The 25,257-nt window shown below is 33.9% G+C and carries 19 protein-coding genes, 1 tRNA gene and 1 pseudogene; 8 read left to right on the top strand and 13 right to left on the bottom strand.

Annotated features, from left to right (window positions below; genetic code table 11):
- Position 1 precedes the first annotated feature (1 nt).
- The 4 genes from ACM55G_RS13905 to ACM55G_RS13890 all read right to left on the bottom strand — a co-directional run bounded on the left by ACM55G_RS13905 (position 2) and on the right by ACM55G_RS13890 (position 6,467).
- A complete protein-coding gene (locus ACM55G_RS13905; protein ID WP_416844534.1) occupies positions 2 to 865 on the bottom strand; it encodes a bestrophin family protein in 864 nt (287 codons plus the stop codon).
- A 29-nt stretch (positions 866 to 894) separates the two neighbouring features.
- Entirely contained in the window at positions 895 to 2,229 is a 1,335-nt protein-coding gene (locus ACM55G_RS13900; protein WP_416844533.1) for a TolC family protein, read from the bottom strand.
- Complete coding sequence (locus ACM55G_RS13895) at positions 2,210 to 5,305, bottom strand: efflux RND transporter permease subunit (protein WP_416844532.1); 3,096 nt, start codon at positions 5,303 to 5,305, stop codon at positions 2,210 to 2,212. Before ACM55G_RS13895 ends, ACM55G_RS13900 begins: the two co-directional genes overlap by 20 nt.
- Positions 5,306 to 5,405: 100 nt before the next feature.
- The gene (locus ACM55G_RS13890) at positions 5,406 to 6,467 is read right to left on the bottom strand and encodes an efflux RND transporter periplasmic adaptor subunit (RefSeq protein WP_416844531.1); all 1,062 of its coding nucleotides are present in this window, start codon (positions 6,465 to 6,467) and stop codon (positions 5,406 to 5,408) included.
- A 362-nt stretch (positions 6,468 to 6,829) separates the two neighbouring features.
- Between ACM55G_RS13890 and ACM55G_RS14930 the strand changes: the two are divergent.
- Both ACM55G_RS14930 and ACM55G_RS13880 read left to right on the top strand, forming a co-directional pair.
- Positions 6,830 to 7,508: pseudogene (locus tag ACM55G_RS14930) on the top strand (IS982 family transposase); the annotation flags it as partial.
- Between the two features lie 80 nt (positions 7,509 to 7,588).
- Positions 7,589 to 8,758, top strand: coding sequence for a proline dehydrogenase family protein (locus ACM55G_RS13880; RefSeq protein WP_416844530.1), 1,170 nt, complete (start codon positions 7,589 to 7,591; stop codon positions 8,756 to 8,758).
- 107 nt (positions 8,759 to 8,865) lie between these two features.
- Here the strand turns inward: ACM55G_RS13880 and ACM55G_RS13875 are convergent, their stop codons facing one another.
- A complete protein-coding gene (locus ACM55G_RS13875) occupies positions 8,866 to 10,653 on the bottom strand; it encodes an ABC transporter ATP-binding protein (RefSeq protein ID WP_416844529.1) in 1,788 nt (595 codons plus the stop codon).
- Between the two features lie 211 nt (positions 10,654 to 10,864).
- Here ACM55G_RS13875 and ACM55G_RS13870 point away from each other — a divergent pair.
- Positions 10,865 to 10,939: transfer RNA gene (locus ACM55G_RS13870), tRNA-Val, on the top strand.
- A gap of 224 nt (positions 10,940 to 11,163) precedes the next feature.
- On the opposite strand, the gene ACM55G_RS13865 is transcribed toward ACM55G_RS13870, so the two are convergent.
- Positions 11,164 to 12,510: an FAD-dependent oxidoreductase gene (locus ACM55G_RS13865; protein ID WP_416844528.1), complete on the bottom strand. Its 1,347-nt coding sequence runs from the start codon at positions 12,508 to 12,510 to the stop codon at positions 11,164 to 11,166.
- A gap of 741 nt (positions 12,511 to 13,251) precedes the next feature.
- On the opposite strand from ACM55G_RS13865, the gene ACM55G_RS13860 reads away from it, so the two are divergent.
- A complete protein-coding gene (locus ACM55G_RS13860; RefSeq protein WP_416844560.1) occupies positions 13,252 to 13,392 on the top strand; it encodes an SsrA-binding protein in 141 nt (46 codons plus the stop codon).
- A 128-nt stretch (positions 13,393 to 13,520) separates the two neighbouring features.
- Complete coding sequence (locus ACM55G_RS13855; protein ID WP_416844527.1) at positions 13,521 to 14,366, top strand: EamA family transporter; 846 nt, start codon at positions 13,521 to 13,523, stop codon at positions 14,364 to 14,366.
- Between the two features lie 268 nt (positions 14,367 to 14,634).
- Here ACM55G_RS13855 and ACM55G_RS13850 read toward each other — a convergent pair whose 3' ends face one another.
- Complete coding sequence (locus ACM55G_RS13850) at positions 14,635 to 16,800, bottom strand: endonuclease MutS2 (protein ID WP_416844526.1); 2,166 nt, start codon at positions 16,798 to 16,800, stop codon at positions 14,635 to 14,637.
- Between the two features lie 112 nt (positions 16,801 to 16,912).
- Here ACM55G_RS13850 and ung point away from each other — a divergent pair, with 112 nt between their 5' ends.
- A complete protein-coding gene (gene ung, locus ACM55G_RS13845) occupies positions 16,913 to 17,593 on the top strand; it encodes a uracil-DNA glycosylase (protein ID WP_416844525.1) in 681 nt (226 codons plus the stop codon).
- A gap of 205 nt (positions 17,594 to 17,798) precedes the next feature.
- On the opposite strand, the gene ACM55G_RS13840 is transcribed toward ung, so the two are convergent.
- From ACM55G_RS13840 to ACM55G_RS13815, 6 genes are all read right to left on the bottom strand, one after another.
- Positions 17,799 to 18,173, bottom strand: coding sequence for a DUF4258 domain-containing protein (locus tag ACM55G_RS13840; RefSeq protein ID WP_416844524.1), 375 nt, complete (start codon positions 18,171 to 18,173; stop codon positions 17,799 to 17,801).
- Positions 18,174 to 18,209: 36 nt separating this feature from the next.
- Positions 18,210 to 19,409 (bottom strand): alanine dehydrogenase, encoded by a 1,200-nt coding sequence (locus tag ACM55G_RS13835; RefSeq protein ID WP_416844523.1) that lies wholly within the window; start codon positions 19,407 to 19,409, stop codon positions 18,210 to 18,212.
- 93 nt (positions 19,410 to 19,502) lie between these two features.
- Positions 19,503 to 19,976, bottom strand: coding sequence for a GNAT family N-acetyltransferase (locus ACM55G_RS13830; RefSeq protein WP_416844522.1), 474 nt, complete (start codon positions 19,974 to 19,976; stop codon positions 19,503 to 19,505).
- Between the two features lie 12 nt (positions 19,977 to 19,988).
- A complete protein-coding gene (tsaE, locus tag ACM55G_RS13825; protein ID WP_416844521.1) occupies positions 19,989 to 20,396 on the bottom strand; it encodes a tRNA (adenosine(37)-N6)-threonylcarbamoyltransferase complex ATPase subunit type 1 TsaE in 408 nt (135 codons plus the stop codon).
- Positions 20,397 to 20,461: 65 nt separating this feature from the next.
- Positions 20,462 to 22,015, bottom strand: coding sequence for a T9SS response regulator signal transducer PorX (gene porX, locus ACM55G_RS13820; protein ID WP_416844520.1), 1,554 nt, complete (start codon positions 22,013 to 22,015; stop codon positions 20,462 to 20,464).
- 481 nt (positions 22,016 to 22,496) lie between these two features.
- Positions 22,497 to 22,664: a hypothetical protein gene (locus ACM55G_RS13815; protein WP_416844519.1), complete on the bottom strand. Its 168-nt coding sequence runs from the start codon at positions 22,662 to 22,664 to the stop codon at positions 22,497 to 22,499.
- A 389-nt stretch (positions 22,665 to 23,053) separates the two neighbouring features.
- Here ACM55G_RS13815 and ACM55G_RS13810 point away from each other — a divergent pair, with 389 nt between their 5' ends.
- Positions 23,054 to 23,848 (top strand): 3-keto-disaccharide hydrolase, encoded by a 795-nt coding sequence (locus tag ACM55G_RS13810; RefSeq protein WP_416844518.1) that lies wholly within the window; start codon positions 23,054 to 23,056, stop codon positions 23,846 to 23,848.
- Positions 23,849 to 23,998: 150 nt separating this feature from the next.
- Positions 23,999 to 25,228 (top strand): HD domain-containing protein, encoded by a 1,230-nt coding sequence (locus tag ACM55G_RS13805; RefSeq protein ID WP_416844517.1) that lies wholly within the window; start codon positions 23,999 to 24,001, stop codon positions 25,226 to 25,228.
- The last annotated feature ends 29 nt before the right edge of the window (positions 25,229 to 25,257 follow it).

Here is a 25,257-nt window from a genome sequence, read left to right as displayed (position 1 = left end):
TTTAAATTAATTCTTCCACATGTTTTTTTATGTTTAGGGCAATTTTATGAGTAGGTAAATCATTTTCATCAGTTCCAAAAGGATCTTCGATTTCCTCAGCAATCAACTCTAAGCTGGCTAAAACATAAAAAATAAAAACCACTACCGGCGCTACATAATAACCAAGGCTGAAAGAATAGCCAAAGGGCAAAGTCATCACATAAAAGAAGATGAATTTTTTAATAAAAGCACTGTAAGAGTAGGGAATAGGCGTATTTTTGATTCTTTCACAAGCACCACAAATTTCGGTAAAGGATAGCACTTCTGCATTTAAAATAATCAATTGGTCACCAGTTATTTTTTTTGAAGTATATAAATCATTAATTTTTTGAAATAGCATTTTTGCTACTTGATTGGGTTTGTGTTTGTGATGATCAATTTCTAAATCAACATCGTCAAATAATTGCTTACTGGTATCAGCATCTTTCAAATGTTTATGTAAAATGGAAGCATAACTCGGGATCATTTTTCTAAAATAATTGCGGTCATTTTCATCCTGCAAGATCACCGATAATTTGATAGCAAAATTCCTGCTGTTGTTGACTAAGCTTCCCCACATTTTACGACCTTCCCACCAACGGTCATAAGCAGTATTAGTTCTGAAAACTAATAATAACGAAATTACAAAACCCAACATTCCGTGCATGATGGTTATATTTTTCACGTAACTGTTGTCTGCTAATTGCCAATATTCAACTTCTAAATACCCTATAATTCCGGAATAAGCGCCAATGCCAAGCATTATAGGAAACAATGTTCTAAAGGTATCTGCTTTATGGAAACGAAAGATAAAAGTAAACCAGTCTTTTGTATTGTATGAAATCATTTTAGGCTAAAATTTGCTGCAAATTTAAATTAAAAACTTAGATTACCAGCTAATTCTTTCAGTGCAATTTCAGATAATTTAGCTTGAAATTGAGCATTGCTATAACGCACTTTAGCATTCACATAATTCAATTGTGCGGTACGGAATTCCAAAGTAGTTATAGTTCCAATTCTAAATTTATCTAATGTAATATTTAGATTCTGTTTTGCAATTGCTTCATTTTTTTCTTCTAAAGCGATCAATTCCAAATTTGTAGTATAGGTTTGATAAGAAATTGCTAACTGGGAATGCAATGTCAAATTTTGCTGTTCAATTGTCATTTTAGAATTCTCAATATGAATTTCAGCAATTTTCTCGTTTCGGTTTTGAGCAAATCCATCAAATAAATTCAATGAAGCACTGAAACCGTAATTCAATCCTTTGGATGCTGATTGTGATACAAATCCAAGACTAGATTGACTTTCAGAAAAATTGTAGCCAGTATTTATTTTTATATTAGGATAACGTCCCGCTTTTATTTGTTTCAACTGCAACTCAGCAACTCTTTTATTAATAATTTGGGTTTCTAATTGCGGGTTTTGTTTTTTTGCCAAAGCGCTTAATTCAGGAAGCAGTAATTTGTTATCAACAACAATTGCATTAGCCACTTTAAAATCAATTTTAGCGTCTCTGGCAAGAATTTGATTCAATAAAATTTTAGTATTTACAAATAATTCTTTTTGTCTCAATAGCGTAACTTTATCAGTATTTAAATCCACTTGTGCATTTAAAACTTCCAATTTTGATGCTTTTCCAATAGTAAATCGGTTTTGTGCCAAAGTCAATCGCTGATTAGAAATAACGATTGTTGAGTCTAAAGCAGATAATTGCTGTTGTTGTTGTACCAAATCAAAATAGGTTGCATTTACATCACTGATTTTTGTAATTATGGTTAACTTTAATTGGGCTTCTCCTAATTTTTGTAATTCTTTAAGCTGGTCTAATCTGGCAAACATACGTAGTCCATCAAAAATAGTCCAATCCAATCCAATACCATAACTCAAACTATTGTTCTTGGCATTATCTAACTCTGTTTCTGTTCCATCCTGGCGCGTTTGCGAACTGTTTTGAACACTATTATTGTCCACAATTGTAGCAGAGACTTTAGGTAACATATTGGCATTTCCTAGACTTACGTTGGTTTTGTCGATTAATAGATTATTTGCCGCAATTTTGATTTCATAATTGTTTTCCAATGCAATTTTTACAGCATCTTCAATAGTTAAAACTTCTTGAGCATTCATTTTTATGATGCATAAGAAAAATAAAATCAGGCTTCTAAATATTTTTTTTGAATTCGTCATGTTACTTACTTTCTTTTTCATATTCTTCGATGTGATCAAATTCAGGATAATGTTTTCTCGCTTTCGACCACATTAAATACATAGCTGGAATAACAAATAAGGTTAAAACCAAAGAGAAAATTGTTCCCCCAACAATTACAACTCCCATTCCGATTCTACTTGTGGAAGCAGCCCCAAGCGACATAGCAATAGGTAAAGCACCTAATGAAATGGCTAAACTGGTCATTAAAATTGGTCGAAGTCTAGCTTCTGAAGCTTCCAAAATAGAATCAATTTTAGATTTTCCTTGTTCTCTTAGCTGATTCGCAAATTCGACAATCAGAATTCCGTTTTTGGTAACCAAACCAATTAACATTACCGTTCCAATTTGGCTAAAAATATTCCAGGTCTGGTCAAATAACCATAAGGAGAATAATGCTCCGGCAACTGCCATTGGCACCGTCAAAATAATAATAAACGGATCTATAAAGCTTTCAAATTGTGCTGCTAAAATCAAAAATATCAATAGTAAGGCCAATCCAAATGCGAAAGTAGTGTTCGAGCTACTTTCAACAAAATCTCTGGATTCTCCACCCAAGTCGGTCGTAAATGTATCGTCTAAAACTTTGGCCTTTATCTCATTCATCGCGTCAATTCCATCGCTGATGCTTTTACCTGGAGCGAGACCTGCAGAAACCGTAGCCGACATATATCGATTGTTATGATACAATTGCGGTGGATTACTTTGTTCTTCAATTGTAACAACATTGTCCATTTGGATTAATTCGCCTTTATTGTTTTTGACAAACATTGAAGTTAAATCTAATGGTTTAGAACGATCTTTTTGGTCAAATTGTCCAATGACCTGATATTGTTTTCCATTTCTCATAAAGTAACCAAAGCGCTGACCGCTTAAAGAAAGTTGTAAGGTTTGGGCAATATCAATAACTGAAATCCCTAAACTTTCGGCTTTTTCACGATCAATGCTTACGTTGATTTCCGGTTTATTAAATTTCAGATTTACATCTGTAATTGCAAAAGTTTCGTTTTTTGTAGCTTCATCCATAAACAACGGAATTTTTTCTCTCAATTTCTCAAAGTTTGGAGCCTGGATAATATATTGAATAGGTAAACCACCACGCCTGTTTACGGCTATTGTAGGTTGTTCTATCACTGAAGTTTTAGCTTCAGGATATTTCTTGGTTAATTTGGTTAATTTTTCTGCAATCTCTTTTTGGGAACGTTTTCTTTCATTTGGTTCAGTTAAAGAAACTCTTATTCGACCACTATTTACTGTTGATGCACCAAACCCGGGAGAAGTAATAATTAAGGCTACCTTTTTTTCAGGAATGGAATCATCTATTAATTGAGAGACCTCTTGCATAAATCGATCCGTATATTCATACGATGCTCCTTCAGGTGCAGTTATGCTCATCATTAAGCCGCTTCGATCATCATAAGGAGCAGTTTCTTTTTGAATTAAATTAAAAAACAAATAGATTAGTGCAAAACAGGCTATCAATATGGGAAAACTTAACCATTTTCTTTTCATGAAACTAGATAATGCACTTGCGTAACCGCTATTTAGTTTTTGAAAATATGGTTCTGTTAAAACATAAAATTTTGATTTTTTTTGTTCACCGCCTTTCATCAAATACGCATTTAACATTGGTGTCAGCGTCAATGATACAAAAGCCGATATTAATACAGCAGCACCAATAACGACGCCGAATTCCCTAAACAAGCGCCCGACAAACCCTTCGAGGAAAATAACTGGAAGAAATACTGCTGCCAAGGTTATGGAAATGGATATTACCGCAAAAAAGATTTCGTTTGAACCTTTTATTGCTGCTTCAATTGGTGACATTCCCTCTTCTACTTTTTTGTAAATATTCTCGGTAACTACAATTCCGTCATCGACAACTAGACCTGTAGCTAAAACAATCGCCAGCAAAGTCAATACATTTATCGAAAATCCAAAAAGCCACATAATAAAGAAAGTAGCGATTAACGAAACGGGAATATCAATTAATGGTCTAAACGCAATGGCCCAATCCCTGAAAAATAAATAAATAATTAAAATCACCAGAATTATTGAAATCCCCAAAGTTTCTGCCACTTCAATCACTGATTTTTTAACAAAAATGGTAGTGTCCAGGGCAATATTTAAATGCATGTCTTTAGGTAAATCCTTTTTTAAGATTTCAAATTCTTTGTAAAATTCATTTGAAATATCTAAGTAATTAGCCCCCGGAAGCGGTACAATCGCAATGCCCACTAATGGTGTTCCGGATTGTGTCATTTTGGTTTCTAAGTTCTCAGGGCCTAATGCAGCTGTACCAACATCACTAAAACGGACTGTTTTTTCCCCTTCGGAACGAATGATAATATTGTTAAATTCTTCGGGTGTGGATAGATTTCCAACAGTTTTTACTGTAAGTTCGGTATTATTTCCTGTCAATTTTCCCGAAGGTAATTCTACATTTTGGTTGTTTAACGCATCTCTAACTTCTGAAACCGTGCAACCGTAAGAAGCTAATTTTACAGGATCAATCCACAAACGCATCGCGTATTTTTTCTGTCCCCAAATTTGAACACCACTTACGCCAGGAATTGTTTCTAGTCGTTGAGCAATTACGTTTTCAGCATAATCACTCAATTCAAGTGCATTTCGAGTATCACTTTGTATGGTCATAGAAATAATCGATTCCCCGTTGGCATCAGCCTTGGAAACTACTGGCGGCGCATCAATATCTTGTGGCAAATTACGAACGGCTTGAGAAACTTTGTCACGCACATCGTTAGCCGCTTCTTCCAGATTTTTATCTAAATTAAATTCAACAGTAATATTGCTGCTTCCCTGAATACTCGATGATGTTACGTTTCGAATTCCATCAATCGAATTAATTGCTTTTTCAAGAGGTTCGGTAATTTGAGATTCAATAATATCGGAATTTGCTCCGGCATAATTAGTACGGATCGAGATTTGAGCCGGATCAATCGAAGGAAATTCTCTTACACCAAGAAAACTATAACCAATAATACCGAATAATACAATTGCTAAATTGATAACAATAGTTAAGACCGGTCTTCTGATGCTTGTAGTGGATAAACTCATTTTTGGGATTATAAATTAGTAGTTATGAATTATGAATTGTTGATTTCTGAATTATGATTTTTATTAAGGGACAAAAAAAATATAATTCATCATTTATAACTCATAACTTTACTGTTACTTTCACGGGAGATTCATCTTTTAGTGACATTACGCCAGTTGTTATAACGGTATCACCGGCTTTTAAACCAGAAAGCACCAGAATTTTAGCATCAGTACGAGTTGCAGTTTCTACCATAACTTCTTTGGCTTGACCATTACTGGAAATAAAAACTTTCTTCCCATTCTGTACAGGTATAATTGCCTCAGTAGGTACAACGATGGCATCTTTAATAATGTCTAAAGGTAATTCAACATTGGCAAAAGTACCTGGTAATAATTTCCCGCTTCTATTTTCGGCAATAGCACGAACTTGTAATGTTCTGGTAGCAATTGCAACTTCGGGTTCGATTGCATATACTTTGGCAGTATATTTTTCATCCGATCCGGCAACTGTAAATGATAAAATAGTATTTGTTTTTACCTGATTAGCATATTTTTCAGGAATTGAAAAAGTGATTTTCAATTTACCGGTATTTACTAATTTAGCTACTAAAATTGTTGGTGTAATATAAGTTCCGGGTGAGATGGAACGTAAACCTATTTTTCCGGAAAATGGTGCTCTAACTGATGTTTTTGCAATTTGCGCTTTAATTAATTGACTTTGAGCTTGTGCTGATTTTAAATCAGCTCTTGCTATATCATATTCCTCTTGGCTTATGGCTTCTTTTTGAAGTAAAAGTTTCGCTCTTCTTTCGTTTTCCGAAGCTAAACCTTCTTTGGTCGCAGTTTGTCGCAATTGCGCTTTTAATTCTAAATCATTAACCTTAAAAAGAACTTGACCTTTATTGACGTTACTTCCTTCTTGAAAATAAATCCCTTCAACGATACCAGAAACTTCACTTCGAATTTCTACTTGTTCATTCGCTTCAATAGATCCTGAAAGAGATAGATTATTATCGAAAGTTTGCGGCTCTACAACAATTCCGCTAACGTTCATGGTATTGTTTTGAGCGTCTTTATCTTTTGAACCATCATTTTTGGAAATGTTAGTTGAAATTCGATAGGCAATAAAACCACCAATTCCGACAAGTAATAAGGTGTAAACTAGGTATTTTATTTTCATTTTTTATGATATAAAGTAAGATTAGGTATCGCTAATTTTAGTTAAAAAACAAATTTAGGTTTTAGAAATGGGAATAGCCGATTTGTTAATTTTTATTTAACGTTTGTACATACAAATATTTACATGATAGGACTTTTAAAAAATGAAATGGTTTAATCAGTTTTAGAAAAAAAAATCATTTTTCGGGAAAATTCATTGAAAGGGAGGAAATTCATGAAAGGTTTGAAACAAATAAAAATGACCCGCAGTGCATTATAAAAAAGTTACTCATTACTATAAAAAACAGATCACGTTGATTATTAATTAAAGGAATTATGGATAACTTTGAAGCAAATTGCAAATTAATTTTAAATGAATCATAAAAATTAGAGTTTAATGATAACCATAAAGTAAGGAGAAAGTTGTTCGATTGGATGGAAGAAATTAGAAAGTAATCAGCCTTGAAATTCAATGAATTTGAAGATTATTATGTAGTTGCTAAGATGCCATTAGAAGTATGCAAATTATCTGGAGCAACACTTCAAAAACATTTAAAGAGATTGAAAATGCAATACCCAATAGAGGATATTGTACTTCTCAAAAAAGTCGTTTTTAGGATTATAAATTTCACACAGTTTGCTCTTTTGCAAGTTTTTCAAAGTTTTTAATAAGTCCTGCATCGGTTCATGATATTCATTATTTGAAAGACATTAAAGCACAAATGAGTGATTGTGTATTAATTGGAGATAGAGGTTACTTGTCTGCTGAAATACAATTAATTTTTTTTGAAACAGTAAATATAAAATTAGAAACTCCAAAGAGAGCCAACCAAAAATAACTATAAAAAGCAAGCTTATTTTTTTATGAAATCTAGAAAAAGAATAGAGACTTTATTCTCTCAATTGTGCAACTAATTATGATTAGAAGGAATTATGCTAAATCATTTCATGGTTTACAATAAGAATATTGAGCAAATTATTTGCTTTAACAATGGTTCAATATCTCAACAAGTTCGTGTTTGATAGAAATATAAATAATTTGAAAATCAATTTAATCGAATAATGGACTACGGGTTATTTAAATAGTATTTTACAAAAATGTTTTTCCAACTCTATCTATATTTGTACAAAATATTACAAAAAATGAAAAAAATATTCAATAATACACAAGTTGCATTTACATTAAAAAGCGATACCGAACTCGATAGAGCTTATTTTCTTTTTAAAATGATTGATAATCAGCCTTTAGTTCGAATAGGAACAGCAGTTACTAATTTTGCATTAAAAGCAAATCTTCCTGTTGAAGGTTTGATTCGAGCTACCGTTTTTGATCATTTTTGTGGCGGAGTAAATGAGGTTGACTGCCTTTCTGTTGTGGACAAAATGTTTACCAAAGGGGTTTCATCCGTATTGGATTATTCTGTAGAAGGAAAAGAAGAGGAAGGTCAGTTTGATGCTGCACTCGAAATGACTTTAAAAACAATTGAATTTGCCAAAGAACGTAAAGCAATTCCTTTTGCAGTTTTTAAACCAACGGGGTTTGGACGTTTTGAATTGTATGAAAAATCAGGAAAAAAACAAACGTTAACTACCGAAGAACAAGCTGAATGGAATAGAGTAGTGGAGCGTTTTGATTTGGTTTGTAAAGAGGCTCATTCTAAAAATGTAGCGCTTCTTATTGATGGTGAAGAAAGTTGGATGCAAGATGCGGCCGATGATTTAGTTACTGATATGATGCGTAAATACAATAAAGAAAAGCCGATTGTTTTCAATACGTTGCAAATGTATCGTTGGGATCGTTTGGATTATTTGAAAAATTTGCATGAGCAAGCCAAAAACGAAGAGTTTTTAATTGGAATGAAATTGGTTCGTGGGGCCTACATGGAAAAAGAAATTGCGCGTGCGGAAGAGAAAAGCTATACGTCACCAATATGCGCTTCAAAAGAAGCTACAGATGAAAATTATGATGCAGCAGTGCGCTATATGATTGAACATTTAGATACGATGTCTATTTTCGCAGGAACCCATAATGAGGAAAGTACCTATACACTAATGGAATTGATGGAAGAGAAAGGTATTAAAACAAACGATGACAGAATCTGGTTTGGCCAGCTGTACGGAATGAGTGACAATATCAGTTACAATTTAGCCGCTAATGGTTATAATGTTGCTAAATACCTGCCTTTTGGTCCAGTGAAAGATGTGATGCCGTACTTGATCCGTCGTGCTGAGGAAAATACTTCAGTTGCTGGGCAAACCAGTAGGGAATTATCAATGATAAAAGCGGAACGCAATAGAAGAAAAGGGAAGTAAAATAAAGTTTTAGTAATCAGTTTTTAGTTTAAAAACGATAAAAAATTATCATAGAAAAATCCATTTGTTTTTTGCAAATGGATTTTTTTTATGTAATTAAATTTGAGCTAAGAATTGCTAAACTGCAAATTGCTTAAGTTTTTATATATTCCGTTTTCTAAAGTAATTAATTCCTGATGTGTTCCTTGTTCTGTTATTTTTCCATTATCAAGAACCAAAATTTGATCAGCACTGCGTATCGTAGAGAGACGGTGCGCAATAATGATACTTGTTCTTCCTTGCATTAAAATTTCTAAAGCCTCCTGAACTAGTTTTTCACTTTCACTATCTAATGAAGATGTGGCTTCATCTAAAATTAAAATACTCGGATTTTTCAGCAATGCTCTAGCAATTGCAATACGTTGTCTTTGTCCGCCAGAGAGTTTAATTCCCCTTTCTCCTACAATAGTTTCGAATTTTTCAGGGAAACTTTCGATGAAATTTAAAGCATTGGCTTGTTTTGCAGCCAAAAGAATTTCTTGCTCCGTAGCATCTGGTTTTCCGTAAGCAATATTTTCTCTAATGGTTCCACCAAATAAAATCACATCTTGCGGCACAATACTCATATTACCACGAAGATTTTCTAAATCATAATCGTAAATGTTTTTCCCGTCAACCAATATTTCCCCGCTATCAATGTTATAGAAACGCAACAATAAAGAAGCAATAGTTGATTTTCCGGTTCCACTTGGACCTACAATCGCTATTTTTTGACCATAATTAGCGGTGAAGCTTACATCTTTCAATACTTTGATTTCTTTTCTGGAATGATAACTAAACGCTACATTCTTGAAAGTAACATTACCTTTAATTTTATTGCTCGAGGATGCATTTTGAATTGAATTAATTTTTTCTGGAGTTTCATCTAATAATTCAAAAACTCTTTCGGTTGCTCCAATTGCCTTTTGGATTTGGGCATAAAGTTCCGCAATTCCTCCAAAAGAAGCTCCAACGAAAGTGGAATACAATACAAACGAAATTAATTGTCCTACACTCATTTCTCCGCTAATGCTCAAGCGAACGCCAAACCAAACTACGGCAACAATAGCTCCAAAAAGACAAAAAATAATGAATGAAGCAAAGTATCCTCTGTATTTCCCCCCTTTGATGGCTATTTTAACGACTTCTTTTATTTTTCCGTTATAACGGGCAATTTCATACCATTCATTGGCAAAAGCCTTGACAATACTAATCCCTTGCATGGTTTCTTCAACAATAACCTGACTTTCTGCAACTTTATCTTGAACATTTTTCGAATATTTTCGAATAAATCGCCCAAAAATAACTGCTGCAACTGCTACAAGTGGCACTACGGACAACATCAACAATGTTAATTTGATACTTTCATTCGCCAATAAAAGAACGCCTCCAATAATTAAAATAAATTGTCTTAAGAATTCGGCTATTGTGGAAGTTAAGGTATCTTGTATTTGCGTTATATCAGAACTGATTCTACTGTTTAATTCACCAACACGCTTTTGCGAAAAGAATGACATAGGCAACTTTACAAGATTACTATACAATGCTAATCTAAGATTGGCTAATGTATGTTCCGTAAAATTGACAAATAAAGACAATCTAAAAAAGGAGAAAATAGATTGAAAAAATAAAATAACAACTAATCCCAATGCGATAAAATTGGCTTGAGAATTGTCTTTGTTTTTCACACAATCTATGAGCATACCCATTAATTTAGGGAAAGCTAATGCGGTTGCACCTGTTAGCAGTAAAAAAACTAAACCAACATAAAATTTCCAACGATGATTTCCTGCATATTGAAATATAAGAGTTGCTTTATTGAGAGAACTTGCCGTAATTTTTGATTTTGGTAAATCATTTTCTTTAAACCTTGCCATTATTTATAATTTATTTCACAAATGTAAGACTATAACAACTTAATACAAAAAAATAGTATGGTTTCATACTCCCTTTAAAGTGCTATCAGAGAGTATGAAAGAGAATTACTTTGTTTTATTTTTTATTTTTTTAATATTTCACTTGTAAATACGATTTCAAGATGTATATTTGCATTCGCAATAAGGATATGAAAATTACTAAATTGTATTAGGGCGATTAGCTCAGCTGGTTCAGAGCACCTCGTTTACACCGAGGGGGTCGGGGGTTCGAACCCCTCATCGCCCACAAAAAAACTCCTTAAGAAATTAAGGAGTTTTTTATGTTTAATACTATATAGAATATATAGTTCATATACTTTTTAGTGTAATTCAAAATTTGAAGGTCTAAATATATAAGCGAAATACTCTTGAAAAGCCTTTATTCGCTATGTTTTATACACATTGGTATATATTTATTGGATTTTTTTCTATAAGCATAATAAACTATTTAAGTTATGTTTAAGCGCTTTGTTATGCCTCTTTTTGCGTTAGCCCCCTTCCTCTCGGCTGATCACTCTCATGAAGCACAATTTCGGAATGCAGAAACTGTGCGGCCGCTGCTGAATCTTTCACTTTGGAAGAACTGCGTTGTAACATTTCTGATTCAAATTCCGTTAATACACATTCCCTCAGTCCATCTTTTTTCCATTCAGAAGATCTACATCCTTTTAGAATTCCTCGGGCCAACGTGAGTGCATCCAGCAGCGCCTGATTTGCCCCCTGTCCTTTGAATGGACTCATTGGGTGAGCCGCATCTCCAATCAGGGTCACAGAATATCCATTCTTTAATAATTCTGAGTTGAGTAATTCTCGGTCATACACTGGATATCCAGAAATCTGAGCTTCCAGGGTTGCCGCTAAAATCTGAGGAATAGGGTCATGCCAATAAGTTCTTCGACACGCTTCTTCCTTGAGTGCTAGAGGTCCTTGTGCACTTAACACCTTAGCCTCTTCTTCAGGCATTGGAAAACTAAGCTGCCACATAACCGAGTCTGACGTGTAAGGCATCATGTAGATTCTCTCATTGCCATTGGCAGTTTGAAATACAGTGGCGGAGTCTAGTAAAGAATTATTTAGACCTTCAAGAGCCTTTAAAGAACAAATGCCTAATATCACAATACAGCCTAAATAACGTAAAGGGGTAACATCCTCACCAATCAATAGTTTCCGCACTGAACTACGAATACCATCGGCCCCAACCACAAGATCCGCTTTGAAAGTTTTAATTTCCCCGTCCACTTGAAAACTTAAATCAACGCCTGTATTCTCACATTTCTTAAAATCTATTAACTGGTGTCCCCACTGTACTGCGTCATGTCCGCCTAGTAGCTCAAGTAGAGCTAAGCGCAAAGATTGCCGTCCGATATGAACATTTGAACGTTTAGGAGACGTTTTCGCATCTGATTGCATCCACTTTCTGTTTCCCCATTCCCCAATCACTTTTCCTTCTGTAGTATGAACCACATGTCTTGTTGAAATCACCGCTTCTTCTAAAGAGAAAACACCCAATCCCTTGATTGCTTTACTAGCTTGTTGCAATGTGAGTCCGTAGCCTTGAGATCTGGCATCAAAGTTGCTATCGCGTTCAAAAAGCGTAAAAGGGATACTGCGGTGGAAACAAGCCACAGCTAGAGCTACTCCTCCTATACCGCCGCCAATAATAGCAACGTGTGGGTAGTTTTCTTTATCTGCTATAGGATGGTTGGCAGAATGAAGTAACCCTGATCCGCAGCAGGTTAAGCAGGAGTATAGATGGCCTTTAGGATAAACTGGAGTCTTCCCTTCACCTTTCGTTTTTTCAAATTGATCGAATGCCATTTGGTAATGGAGTCTAACTTTTTTGCTGAGTCCTCTACTTTTTTTGCCGCGTCCCTGGCATTCCTGACAAATAGTCCAGCTTACGGCTGCTTTCACCTTTTTCACTTCCTCTTTATTTTACTTAATCTTGACTACCGATATAAGAAAAACCGTAGCCAAAACGATTGATACCGGACTTAATACTAAAGCAGTACTTATGACCCTTATTACTTCTATATGATTTAACGTGAGAAATTTATATTTTCAGCGTTTTGCCGCTTGGGCAGTTGTTTAAACGTTAAGACAAAAGATTAGCTGCACAAAACTACTTTTTTCAAATTGAATAGAAAGGATTTCTCAGAGCTATTTTATTGACTGAAAAAATGTTTCGTAAACAGGTTTGTAAGGACTACAAAAAAGCTTTAGAGAAATCTAAGACTTTTTTCATGGAATAAAATTAATTCTCGTTTTTTACAATCTGAACAGAGGGCCGCAACAAAATTATATAAAAAGTTTATCCACAATCTAGTTTTTCCGAGGAAAGTGATAATATCCGCAAGAAGCTCAAGCTGTGTAAATTCGTAAAAAGGCGAAAAAGTTTTAAAATAATAACAACCTGATTGGAATTTTGAAGTAAAATTAAATCTTAGAATATTCTAGAAAAATTGATAAAGGTTGACTAAAAACCTCCAATGAATACCTCAAAAGACTTTGCCAAAACGCAAAATCTTTTTTATATCTTTGAAAAAAACAAACCTGGCCATGCATAAAATTTTAGCCCAAATAAATAAAATTATTTTACCAAGTTTTACAAAACAAGGCTTAGATATTTCGAAAGTAGAAAAAAGGCAAATGGCTATTACTGGTTGTCGTTATTTTGTAACGAGTCGTACTTTGGGGTAATTTTAAAATATTGCATTTTTTTCTATCTTTTTTAATAACTATTGAAAGTAATTTCAACAACACTTCTTCAGAAGAAATAAGGAATGTTTATTTCAAAATACATTTCTATCTTTCTCATTCCACTTCCCATGAAAAATAAAGAATTTAATATACCTCCTATTCCCGCAGTACTTTTAGCTATTATTAGTGTGCAATCTGGCGCAGCTATTGCCAAAAGTCTATTTCCTACAATTGGAGCCGCAGGAACAGCATCGATCCGAATTGGTATTTCAGCTTTAATTCTACTATTAGTTTATAGACCAAACCTAAAAGAAATTACACCTAAACAATGGAAAATAGTTATTCCGTATGGTTTGTCTTTAGGAGCTATGAATTTAATTTTTTATCTCGCCATAGAACGAATTCCAATTGGATTAGCTGTTACTTTAGAATTTATGGGGCCTTTATCACTAGCTATAATTGGTTCAAGACGGTTAATTGATTATTGTTGGGTTTTACTTGCGGCTGCAGGAATCGTTTTAATCGCTCCATGGACAAATGATCGAGTAGATATTATAGGCGTAATATTTGCTCTTTTAGCAGGTGTGCTTTGGGCAGCTTATATTGTTTTAGGAGGAAAAATTTCTAAAATCATGAACGGTGGTCAGGCTGTTGCCACAGGAATGTTATTTGCTGCTCTTTTAATTCTGCCTTTTGGTTTTTACGAAAATGGATTGGCAAACCTTACTCCAAAGCTTTTGGGGTTAGGAATCGCTTTGGCTCTATTATCAAGTGCTATTCCGTTTACGCTCGAGATGAAAGCTTTAGGTCAGCTTCCTCCTAGAATTTTTAGTATTTTAATGAGCCTAGAACCTGCTGCAGCTTCTATTTGTGCATTTATTTTTTTGCAGGAAAATCTAAGTTTCTACGAAATTATGGCTGTGGTTTGTGTAGTAATTGCTTCTGTTGGGTCAACCTTAACGGCGAAACGATAAATTGTTTATTAACCCGTTTTGTGCAAATAATTTTAGTCAGTTCGAGTTATTCTCGACAGAAAATTATATCGAGAACTAGAAAATTATTTTTAAAGTTCTCAATACATTTTTTGTTCGGTTTTACTACACAAAAGACACTTGAAATGATGTTTTGAATAATTGCACCCAACGGTTAATTTTATTTATCAATTCAGTTCTATACTATTAAACATCTCTTTTGTTTGGGTTTGCTTCGTTCCATGCAATGAGTTCCGCAATGACATATTGGTTACTTCTTACCCGCTTCTACGAATTCCAATTCCTCTAAACTTACTTTCGAAGTAAACACACCGTAATTTACTACTGCTTTGTTCTTCTCAATCTTATCAATGCTACCTACTGATTTTCCATCCAGCATTCGGACACGATCGCCCACTTTTAGAATGGCTTTTGGTTTTACAACTACGGGTTTTAATTTCTTCTCTTTCTTTTCCTGGCGAATTTCTTCTACATGAACATTGATTTCTTCTATAACTTCTTTTTTCTTCTCAATAATAGCTTTGGCCTCTTTTGGAGTGGCTTTTTTGCGTTTTGAGTTTTCAATTTCAATAATTTTCAAAAACTCACCAAGTAGGTCTTTTTTGTTTTTGTTATTAAAATACTTCTCGGCAATATCTTCTATTTTTTGACCAATATAAATCGTTTTCTGGTTGCTGTCGTATAATTCCTGATAACTTTCCAGTTTTTGTTTGATTTTTACATTAATAGTTTCCATTTTCTTGCCTTCTTCACGCGCTTTTATTTCCTCTTCTTTGAGGGTTTGCGATGTTTTTTCCATTTTAGAGCGTTCTTTCTGAAGGGTAGCAATCGTTTTGTCAAAACGTACTTTTCCCACTTCAATTTTCTTTTTCGCTCGGTTTATTAAACTAAATGGAATTCCGTTTTTTAAAGCCACTTCAAATGTAAAGGAACTTCCAGCTTGTCCTAAAACCAATTTATACAAAGGTTCTAATGATTTTTCGTCAAAAAGCATATTAGCATTCGTCGCACACGGTAATTCATTAGCAAGAATTTTTAAATTCGAATAATGGGTTGTGATAATCCCAAAAGCCTCCCGATGATAAAACTCTTCTAGGAAAATTTCGGCTAATGCGCCCCCTAATTCAGGATCAGAACCGGTACCGAATTCATCGATCAGGAACATAGTTTTCTTGTTGCATTTTTTCAAGAAGTAGTTCATGTTCTTTAATCGGTAACTATAGGTACTTAAGTGATTTTCAATTGATTGATTATCTCCAATATCCGTCAATATCCGATCAAACAAAAACGTTTCGCTGCGTTCGTGAACCGGAATCAACATTCCAGATTGCAGCATCAATTGGAGTAATCCAACGGTTTTTAATGAGATAGTTTTCCCTCCGGCATTGGGACCTGAAATAACAATAATTCTACTTTCCTGATTTAATTCAATGGTCTGCGGATGTGTAATTTCATTTTTCTGTTTGTTATTCAAATACAAAATAGGATGGAAGGCATCTCTAAAATAGAGTCGGCGATCCTCCGTAATTGTTGGTAAGATTCCATTGATTTTATTTGCATATTTTGCTTTTGCTGCAATCACATCAATATCACTTAAGAAATCCTGATACTGAATAAGCAACGGTAAAAAAGGACGGATTTTATTCGATAGCTGTTTTAGAATCCGAGTGATTTCCTCTTTTTCTTCGTATTCTAAATTACTTAGTTCACGGGAATATTTGAGTGTTGTCTCAGGTTCGATATACGCAATGCTTCCCGTTTTGGAGCTCCCTAGAATTGATCCTTTAACTTTACGGCGATACATAGCAAGAACAGCTAAAACCCTTCTGTTTTGAACGAAACTTTCTTTAATATCATCCAAATAACCTAAAGCATTATATTGCGTTAACGCTGTTCCAAAGCTTTGATTCACTTTGCCGCGAACTACATTCATATTCCTACGAATATCTAATAAATCCGGTGAGGCATTGTCTTTTATTTCCCCATATTTGTCAACTACTTCATCGACCATAGTGATGATATCTTTGGTCAATTCGACTTGTGAAGCCCTAGCGTATAAGTTGGGATAATAATCTTCGAATTTTTTCAGGAAATTCAATAAGAAATTCGCAGTTGATGAAATGGTGGCAATTTTTCTAAAACTGCCCACTTCAAGAAAGCTGTCTTCTATAGCTAAAAATTTAATTTCATGGGTTATGGCATCAAAACCATGATTGGGTATGGCATTGTTATTCTGGAAAGAAGAAACATATTCAGATGTTTGCATTAATGCTTGAATCAAGGTTTCCTTATCCTTGAAAGGAGTGATTTCTAATGCTTTTTGTTTTCCAATATCAGTATTACAAATCGTCGAAATAGTATCGAGAACTGTTGGGAATTGTAAATCTTGTAAAGTTTTTTCGGTGATGGATATCATTTTATAAGCTAAGTTGTAAAGTTTCAAAGTTACAAATATTCAAAGTTAAATGCATTAATTTTTTAATGGACTTTGTGAAAAACTTTGCGAACTTTACGGCAAAATAAATCATATGCAAATCAATCTCAATCCTTTTTGGCAATCCATTTTATCAGACGAAATTCAGAAACCCTATTTTCAGGATATAATGGAAACTGTTGCCGAAGAATATAAAATTCATACTTGTTATCCTCCAAAAGATTTGATTTTCGCTGCTTTTAATTATTGCAGCTTTAAAGATATAAAAGTTGTTGTTATAGGCCAAGATCCCTATCATGGGAAAGGGGAAGCCAATGGTTTGTGTTTCTCTGTAAATGACGGAGTTAGAATTCCGCCTTCTTTGCGCAATATTTTCCGCGAAATGAGTGAAGATTTAGGAACTATTTTTATGTCCACATCTGGCAATCTGGAATCTTGGGCGAAGGAGGGCGTTTTGCTTTTGAATGCTTCATTAACTGTAAGAGAAGACAATCCAAACAGCCATAAATATTTAAAATGGAATGTTTTTACAGATGCTGTCATCCAAAAAATTTCAAATGAAAAAGAGAACGTAGTTTTTTTGCTTTGGGGTAATTTTGCCCATAAAAAAGGACTCAAAATAGATCGAAACAAACATTTGGTATTAGAATCCGGGCATCCATCACCAATGAGTGCCAACCAGGGAAAGTGGTTTGGCAACAACCATTTCAGTAAAACAAACGCCTATTTGAAAAAAAATGGGATAGGAATAATTAATTGGATTTCAGTAGATTAATTTCGTTGTTGACACCTATAAATGTCTGTTTTTATATCACTTGCGTGAGTGATGGCAGTGGAGCTCTTTTTTTAGAGAGGTGTTTCAGCCTCTCAAAAAAAAGCGGGAACGTACAGCACGACCCGAAGTTTTTACGTAGGGTCACGCCCAACTTGAAATACTTTTATTTATATAATAAAGTCCTAAAAAACAATAATTAATGGGTCTATTTCTTAATTATTTCTTCTAAAGTAGCTTTGCCTTCTTCATTTTTTATTTTTAGGATAATTTCTTGGCCTTTTAAGGTTTTTCCTTCAATCACGTATACTTTTTCTTTACGAAATTCGGTATTGCTTTTATCAAAGTCAACATCGCCGTATTGCAACGTGTTTTTTATATCAATGGTATCAATCCACTTTTCGGCTAATATTTGGGATGCTTTTTCAGAATAATCAAAAGGTTTGTTTCTTAAATCATTCAATACTCTTGCATTTGGAAAATAATTGCAACGGGTATCTTTTCCAGTAAAAATAGCGGCTACAAAAAATAATCCTAATATTAAACCAATAAGATAATAAGCAAAACGATGTACGAATTTCATGTTTTAATTTTTTTGCAAAGGTAAAAGAAAGTTTGCTTAAAAAACAATTAAATTGATATCGTTAGCAGGTAAATCAAACCAATCGCCAATTGCTTTATTGGTAAGGATTCCATGATAGAGATAAACTCCGTTTTTCAATCCTTTATTGCATCGTAAAGCGCTTTCAATTCCACCATCTTCAGCAATTTGTAACAAATAAGGTGTGATGATATTGCTAATGGATAATGAAGCCGTTTTAGAATAACGGGAGGGGATATTGGGTACACAGTAGTGTAAAACATTATTCTTGATAAAGGTTGGTTTTTCATGTGAAGTCACTTCCGATGTCTCAAAACAACCTCCGGTATCAATACTCACGTCTACTATAACAGCTCCCTTTTTCATGTATTCGACCATTGTTTCGGTCACTACAACTGGGCAACGTTCCATGCCTCTCATGGCGCCAATAGCGACATCACATCGTCTAAGCGCTTTCAATAATGATTTAGGTTGAATAGTGGAAGTAAAAATACGTTGATTTAGATTATTTTGCAGTCGGCGTAATTTTGTAATGGAATTATCAAATACTTTTACATGAGCCCCCAAACCAATAGCGGTTTTAGCTGCAAATTCAGCAACGGTTCCTGCACCTAAAATTACAACTTCAGTAGGAGGAACGCCAGTGATATTACCAAATAATAATCCTTTTCCAAATTCGTTTGTAATCATTAATTCGGCTGCAATTAAAATCGAGGCGGTTCCTGCAATTTCACTTAATGATTTGACTGCCGGATACGTGCCATCTTCATCCTTTATGTATTCAAAAGCAAGTGCTGTTATTTTCTTTTTAATTAAAGCCTCGAAATAAGTCTTTTTCCTTGTTTTCAATTGAATTGCTGATATCAGAATCGTTCCCCTATTCATCATTTCAATTTCGGCCAGGGTAGCGGGCTCCACTTTTAGTATCATGGGACAACTAAATACCTTTTTGGTGTTATTAGTAATTTCGGCTCCCGCTTCAAAATATTCTTTGTCCGTATAACTGGAACTTTCACCTGCGCCAGCCTCAATCATTACTCGGTGACCATGATAGGTCAGTGTATTTACTGCATCAGGTGTCAGACAAATACGGCGTTCTTGATAACTGGTTTCTTTTGGAATTCCAATAAAAAGTTCACTTTTCCGTCTTCGTATCTCGAGTTTTTCTTCTTGAGGTAATAACTGCTGTTTAGTAAAAGGAGTTGTCGTTATTGGCATTAGTACTGTAAAATTTAGGGTACAATTTAAGGAAAAAGTTTTAAAAAAAGGCAATTGAGTTGAAGGAAAGTGAGTTGAAGCTTAAATTTTAAATTAGTTAGTGATTCTTTCCATTTTAATATCGGCTCTTTCGTAAACACCGTCTTCTAAAAATATCTCTACAAAACCAAATTTTTTATATAAATGTATCGCCGGAAGTAATTTTTTATTAGAATATAAAATAAGCTTTTTAATACCTCTCTCTTCAGCGATGTTTATACATTGCTCTATCAATTTTTTTCCGATACCTAATCCTTGAACACCATCTGTAACTGCCATTTTACTCAATTCAAATGTGGTGTCATCGATTTTTATTAAAGAAACGGTACCAATGATTTCCTTTTTATATTTTGCATAAAAAATCATTCCGCCTTTGTCGATGATTTCGCCTTGTGGATTAGATAATACGATTTCATCTTTGGGTTCAACCTTGAAATATTTCTTCAGCCATTCTAAATTTAAGGTTTTTATAGGTTTAATTAAAGCTGTTGTAAAAGGAATTATTTTAACTGTATTTTCTAAACTCATACGTAATTGTTTTTATCTTAATTCTAAAGAACGTTTACCATCAGGAAGTAGTTCGATCGTAATCACAGAATGGGCTTCAGGAATCAAATTCGGAATTTTTTCTGCCCATTCTATAAAACACCAATTACCGGAATACAAGTAATCATCAACTCCTATGTCCATCGCTTCAACTTCATGATTCAATCTATAAAAATCAAAATGATAAACCAATTGATTTACAGTCGTTTGGTATTCATTAACTAAAGAAAAAGTCGGACTGCTTGTTGCGCCTATAACTCCGAGATTTTTACACAATTGTTTGATTAAAGTGGTTTTTCCAACACCCATTTCACCATGAAAAAGAATCACTTTCTTTGGATTTTGGGCAGTGATTTTTTGTGCAACTTCCTCGAGTTGGTCTAAAGAAAAAATAACATTCATTCTAAATAAATTTGTTTTAAAGTTTAAGGTTGCACCAAAAACTAAAAAATGTGACTGAAAACTTCCTATTTTGGATTAAAAACTAAAAATGGGATAATCATTTCTTCTAATGAAATCCCACCGTGCTGATACGTGTTTTTGTAATAACTAACATAATGATTGTAATTGTTGACATAAGCCAAAAACAAATCATTTTTTGCAAAAATATAAGAACTGCTCATGTTTATCGTCGGCAAGCCAATATTTTTAGGTTCTTTAACCGCATATACATCTTTGTGTTCGTAGGTCAAACTGCGTCCTGTTTTGTAGCGCAAATTCAAGCTGGTATTTTTATCACCCACCACTTTCGATGGATTTTTCACGTTTATAGTTCCGTGATCCGTTGTCAAAATCAATTTGAAACCCATTTTCTGTCCCTGTTGAATAATTTCCAGCAATGGAGAATTTTTAAACCAACTTAAGGTCAGCGAACGATACGCTTTGTCATCTGAGGCAAGTTCTTTAACTACATCCATTTCAGTTTTGGCGTGTGAAAGCATGTCTACAAAGTTATAAACTACGGTAACCAAATCATTATTTTTTAAAGTTTTGAAGTTTTCAACTAACTTTTTACCACCGGCAAGATTGGTGATTTTAAAATAATCTTCCTTAATATGCAAACCCAGTCGTTTTAATTGTGCTGACAAAAATTCCGCTTCATACAAGTTTTTTCCGCCTTCTTCTGGATCATTTTTCCAATATTTCGGAAACTGTTTTTCCATTTCTAGTGGCGTCAACCCCGAGAAAATTGCATTTCTTGCATATTGTGTGGCCGTTGGTAAAATAGCGTAATAGGGAACTTCTTTTTCTAGTTTATAATAATTACTCACAACACTTTCAAAAGCTTTCCATTGATCGTAACGTAAATTATCAATTACGACAAACAAGATAGGTTTGTCTTTTTTTACAATTTCAGGAATCACTAATTCTTTAAATAAGGTATGTGATTGAATTGGTTTATCCGCTTTTGGTGCAAACCAATCTTCATAATTGCGTTCAATAAATTTTCCGAATTGCGAATTAGCCTCCGTTTTTTGGGATTCCAAAATTTCAACCATGCTTTGATCGTTGATATTCTCCAATTCCAGTTCCCAAAAAATTAATTTCTTATACAATTCAATCCAGTCCTCATAGGAATTCACCATCGCCATTTCCATGGTGATTTTTCTAAATTCCTTCTGATAATCCAACGTTGTTTTTTGTGAAATTAATCGAGAATGATCCAGATTTTTCTTCAAACTCAATAAAATCTGATTCGGATTCACAGGTTTAATCAAATAATCGGCAATTTTAGAACCAATTGCTTCCTCCATGATGTATTCTTCCTCACTTTTGGTAATCATAATCATGGGAACCGAAGATTTTTTCTCTTTCATCTCAGATAGCGTTTCCAGACCACTCATTCCGGGCATGTTTTCGTCTAGAAAAACAATATCAAAATTGTTTTCTTCAAAAACATCAACCGCATCACGACCGTTATTAGAAGTAGTAACTTCGTAATTTTTCTTTTCAAGAAATAATATATGGGGCTTCAAAAGGTCGATTTCATCATCTACCCAAAGTATTTTTATTTTATCCATAAGCCATATTAACAAGTGTTCAATAGTAGAAATCGAAAGTGCCAATTTACTGTTTTTTGCAACGGGTAGTTGCTAATATTATGATAATTTTTCGTGCAATAATTGCCACGTGATCGTAAACAAAGATAATGCTTTTTTTTGTTCTGAAATTGCTTCTGGGCATACCCCATACTCCGTAAACTTCGTCCGGCACGGGCTGTACTCTTTATCTTCCCTTTGCAAAGAAAAAAGGAAAGGATGCCGCTTCCATCCCTCACGCGGTTGCGAGGACGATTTGATTTTACAACTGCGTTTGAGAGAAAAGTTTTCTGTAAAGAAAATCAGATCATATTATGTAATGAATTTATTATAAATTTAAAAATAACAATAATCGCGCTATTAGTTAAGCAAAAATTTTAAAAAATATTTGTCTATTACCAGAACTCTTTATATCTGATGGTTCTAAATTTCTACCTTAGAATTGTAGTTAAATCAACCCCAATCAGTACTCCTCCTCTTCATCTAGTTCTGATTCCTTTCTAATTGTAGTATCCGTATTAAAAAATTTAGTTACATCTTTTTTATCCCTCTGATTCTTTTTAATCAAGTATAGAATTAAAGCAATTGCGCAAACCAAAACTACAGCTAAAATAATCCAATTTAGTTCCATTGTTTTTTGTTTTCAGTAAAGTTACAGCTTATAATTCAAGTAAAGTTCCTTCAAATTTGAAACTTAATCTACTCAAATTGGGCTGGTTCGGTCTGATAATTTCTTGGGTTGTGCCGTTGGGAATATTGGCTCTTTTAGCGTTTTAGAAAAAAAAAGAGAAGATAAAAGAACTATTACTAGAAAATTATTACCATTAAAATCATGCTGGTCAGATAATTATGAACATTGACATTTTTATCTACTGACGGAACAATTACATTCTGTGGAGAACGGTATTATTTATTTACAAAAAGAAGAAACTAATGCTTAAAACATTTTTTTGTTCCTAATGTAAAACAATACGATTTTATCCTAATTTTATACTTTTATTAAATCAAACCAAATTATTTATGAAATCTAAAAAAATTAGAAACTATTTGTTGAGTATGACTTTATTTACAGTAACTGTTGCCATGGCACAACATGATTATGTAAACACACCACCGGCAGTATCACCAATGACTATGAAACCCGAAATGACTGAAATATGGGAACCACAAGTAAAAGTAATCACTCCGGCTAAAAAGTTAGGAGATGCACCTTCGGATGCGATAGTTTTATTTGACGGTAAAAATTTAGATCAATGGGTGAGTCAAAAAGATGTTACAAAGCCAGCTCCTTGGAAAATAGTGGATAAGGAATATATGGAAGTAGTAGATGGTTCCGGAGCGATTCAAACAAAAATGCAATTTGGAGATTGTCAATTACATGTTGAATGGAGCGCACCTGATACAGTGGTTGACGGAGGACAATGGAGAGGAAACAGTGGGATATTTTTACAAAATAGATACGAACTTCAAGTATTAGATTCCTATAATAATAGAAGTTATAGCAATGGCCAAGCGGGAAGTATTTATAAAGATGTACCGCCTTTAGTGAATGCCATGAAAGCACCTTTAGAATGGAATACCTACGATATTGTTTATACTGCTCCACGTTTTAAAGCTGACGGAAGAATTGATGTACCGGCAAGGATCACGGTTTTACACAATGGAGTATTAGTTCAGAATAACGCTACTATCAGTGGGTTGACACTTTATATTGGTTTGCATAACTATCCTTCGTCACATGGCGATGATGTAATTGCGCTGCAAGAACATGGTTGCAAAACTCAATTTAAAAATATCTGGATTAGAAGACTATAATAAAAATTAAAAGGAGAGCTAAAAACTCTCCTTTTTTAGTACTTGCACTAATCGAAACGTCTGTTTTATTTGATTCAAAATAGCCATAACAAACGTTTCTTATTTTAAAGTCTAATTTCCTTATATTTGTTGACCAAAAATAAAGTTATAGTGATTCAAATCAATAAACTAAAAATATTCAATGATCCCATTTATGGGTTTATTACTATCCCCAACGCCTTAATTTACGATTTAGTTCAACATCCCTATTTTCAACGCTTGCGCCGGATTTCCCAAATGGGTTTGTCGTATTTGGTTTATCCTGGAGCAAATCACACTCGTTTTCATCATGCTTTAGGATGCATGCACTTAATGCAAAAAGCGATGGATGTATTGCGTTTTAAAGGCGTTTTGATTTCTTCAGAAGAGGAAAATGCGTTGTACATTGCCATTTTATTGCACGATATTGGACACGGACCTTTTTCGCACGCGATGGAAAAAAGCATTGTTGAAGATGTCCATCATGAAGAAATCTCCTTGTTGTTTATGAATCAATTGAATGTGGAATTCGACGGCCAGTTGAGTTTAGCAATTCAGATTTTTAAAGGTGAATATGATCGAAAATTCATGTTGCAATTGATATCCAGTCAATTGGACATGGACCGAATGGATTATCTGAAACGGGACAGTTTTTATTCGGGTGTGGCAGAAGGAAATGTGAATTCAGAGCGACTGATTCAAATGATGAATGTGGTAGATGATTTCTTGGTAATTGAAGAAAAAGGAATTTATTCTGTAGAGAAGTTTCTGATGTCAAGACGCTTAATGTATTGGCAGGCATATTTACATAAAACGAGTTTGGTAGCCGAGTTAATTTTGACGAAAGTCTTAAAACGCGCCAAAGAATTGACATTAAAAGGAGTCCAATTGCCTTGTAGCGAGCCGTTGCTGTATTTTATGCAAAATAGAGTTACTTTGGATACTTTTGACACTGAAAATTTGGATTTATTTTCTCAATTGGATGATTTTGATATTATAAGTGCTTTAAAATCTTGGCAAAAACAGGACGATTTTATACTGTCATCTTTGAGTAAAATGATTGTCAACCGAGATTTGTTGAAAATAAAATTAACCAGTGAAAAAGTTGGTATTGAAGAGTTGCAACCTTTGAAAGAACGCTTTGCACAGGAGAACAATATTTCATTATTGGAGACTAATTATTTTATTTTTAAAGGGAAAATAAAAAACCAAGCATACAGTAAAGAAGCCGAACCGATACGGATTTTGAAAAAAGACAGAACAATTGAGGACGTTATTGAATCTTCGGATCAGCTGAATTTAAAATCGTTATCTAAACTGGTTACCAAGTATTATATATGTTTCCCAAAACAACTTGCATAAAATGAACATTTAAAATCTATTTTTTTATA

Origin of the sequence: Flavobacterium algoriphilum (assembly GCF_048158655.1) — a bacterium.
Lineage (GTDB): Bacteria > Bacteroidota > Bacteroidia > Flavobacteriales > Flavobacteriaceae > Flavobacterium > Flavobacterium algoriphilum.
This window is presented reverse-complemented; position numbering and strand designations above follow the sequence as displayed.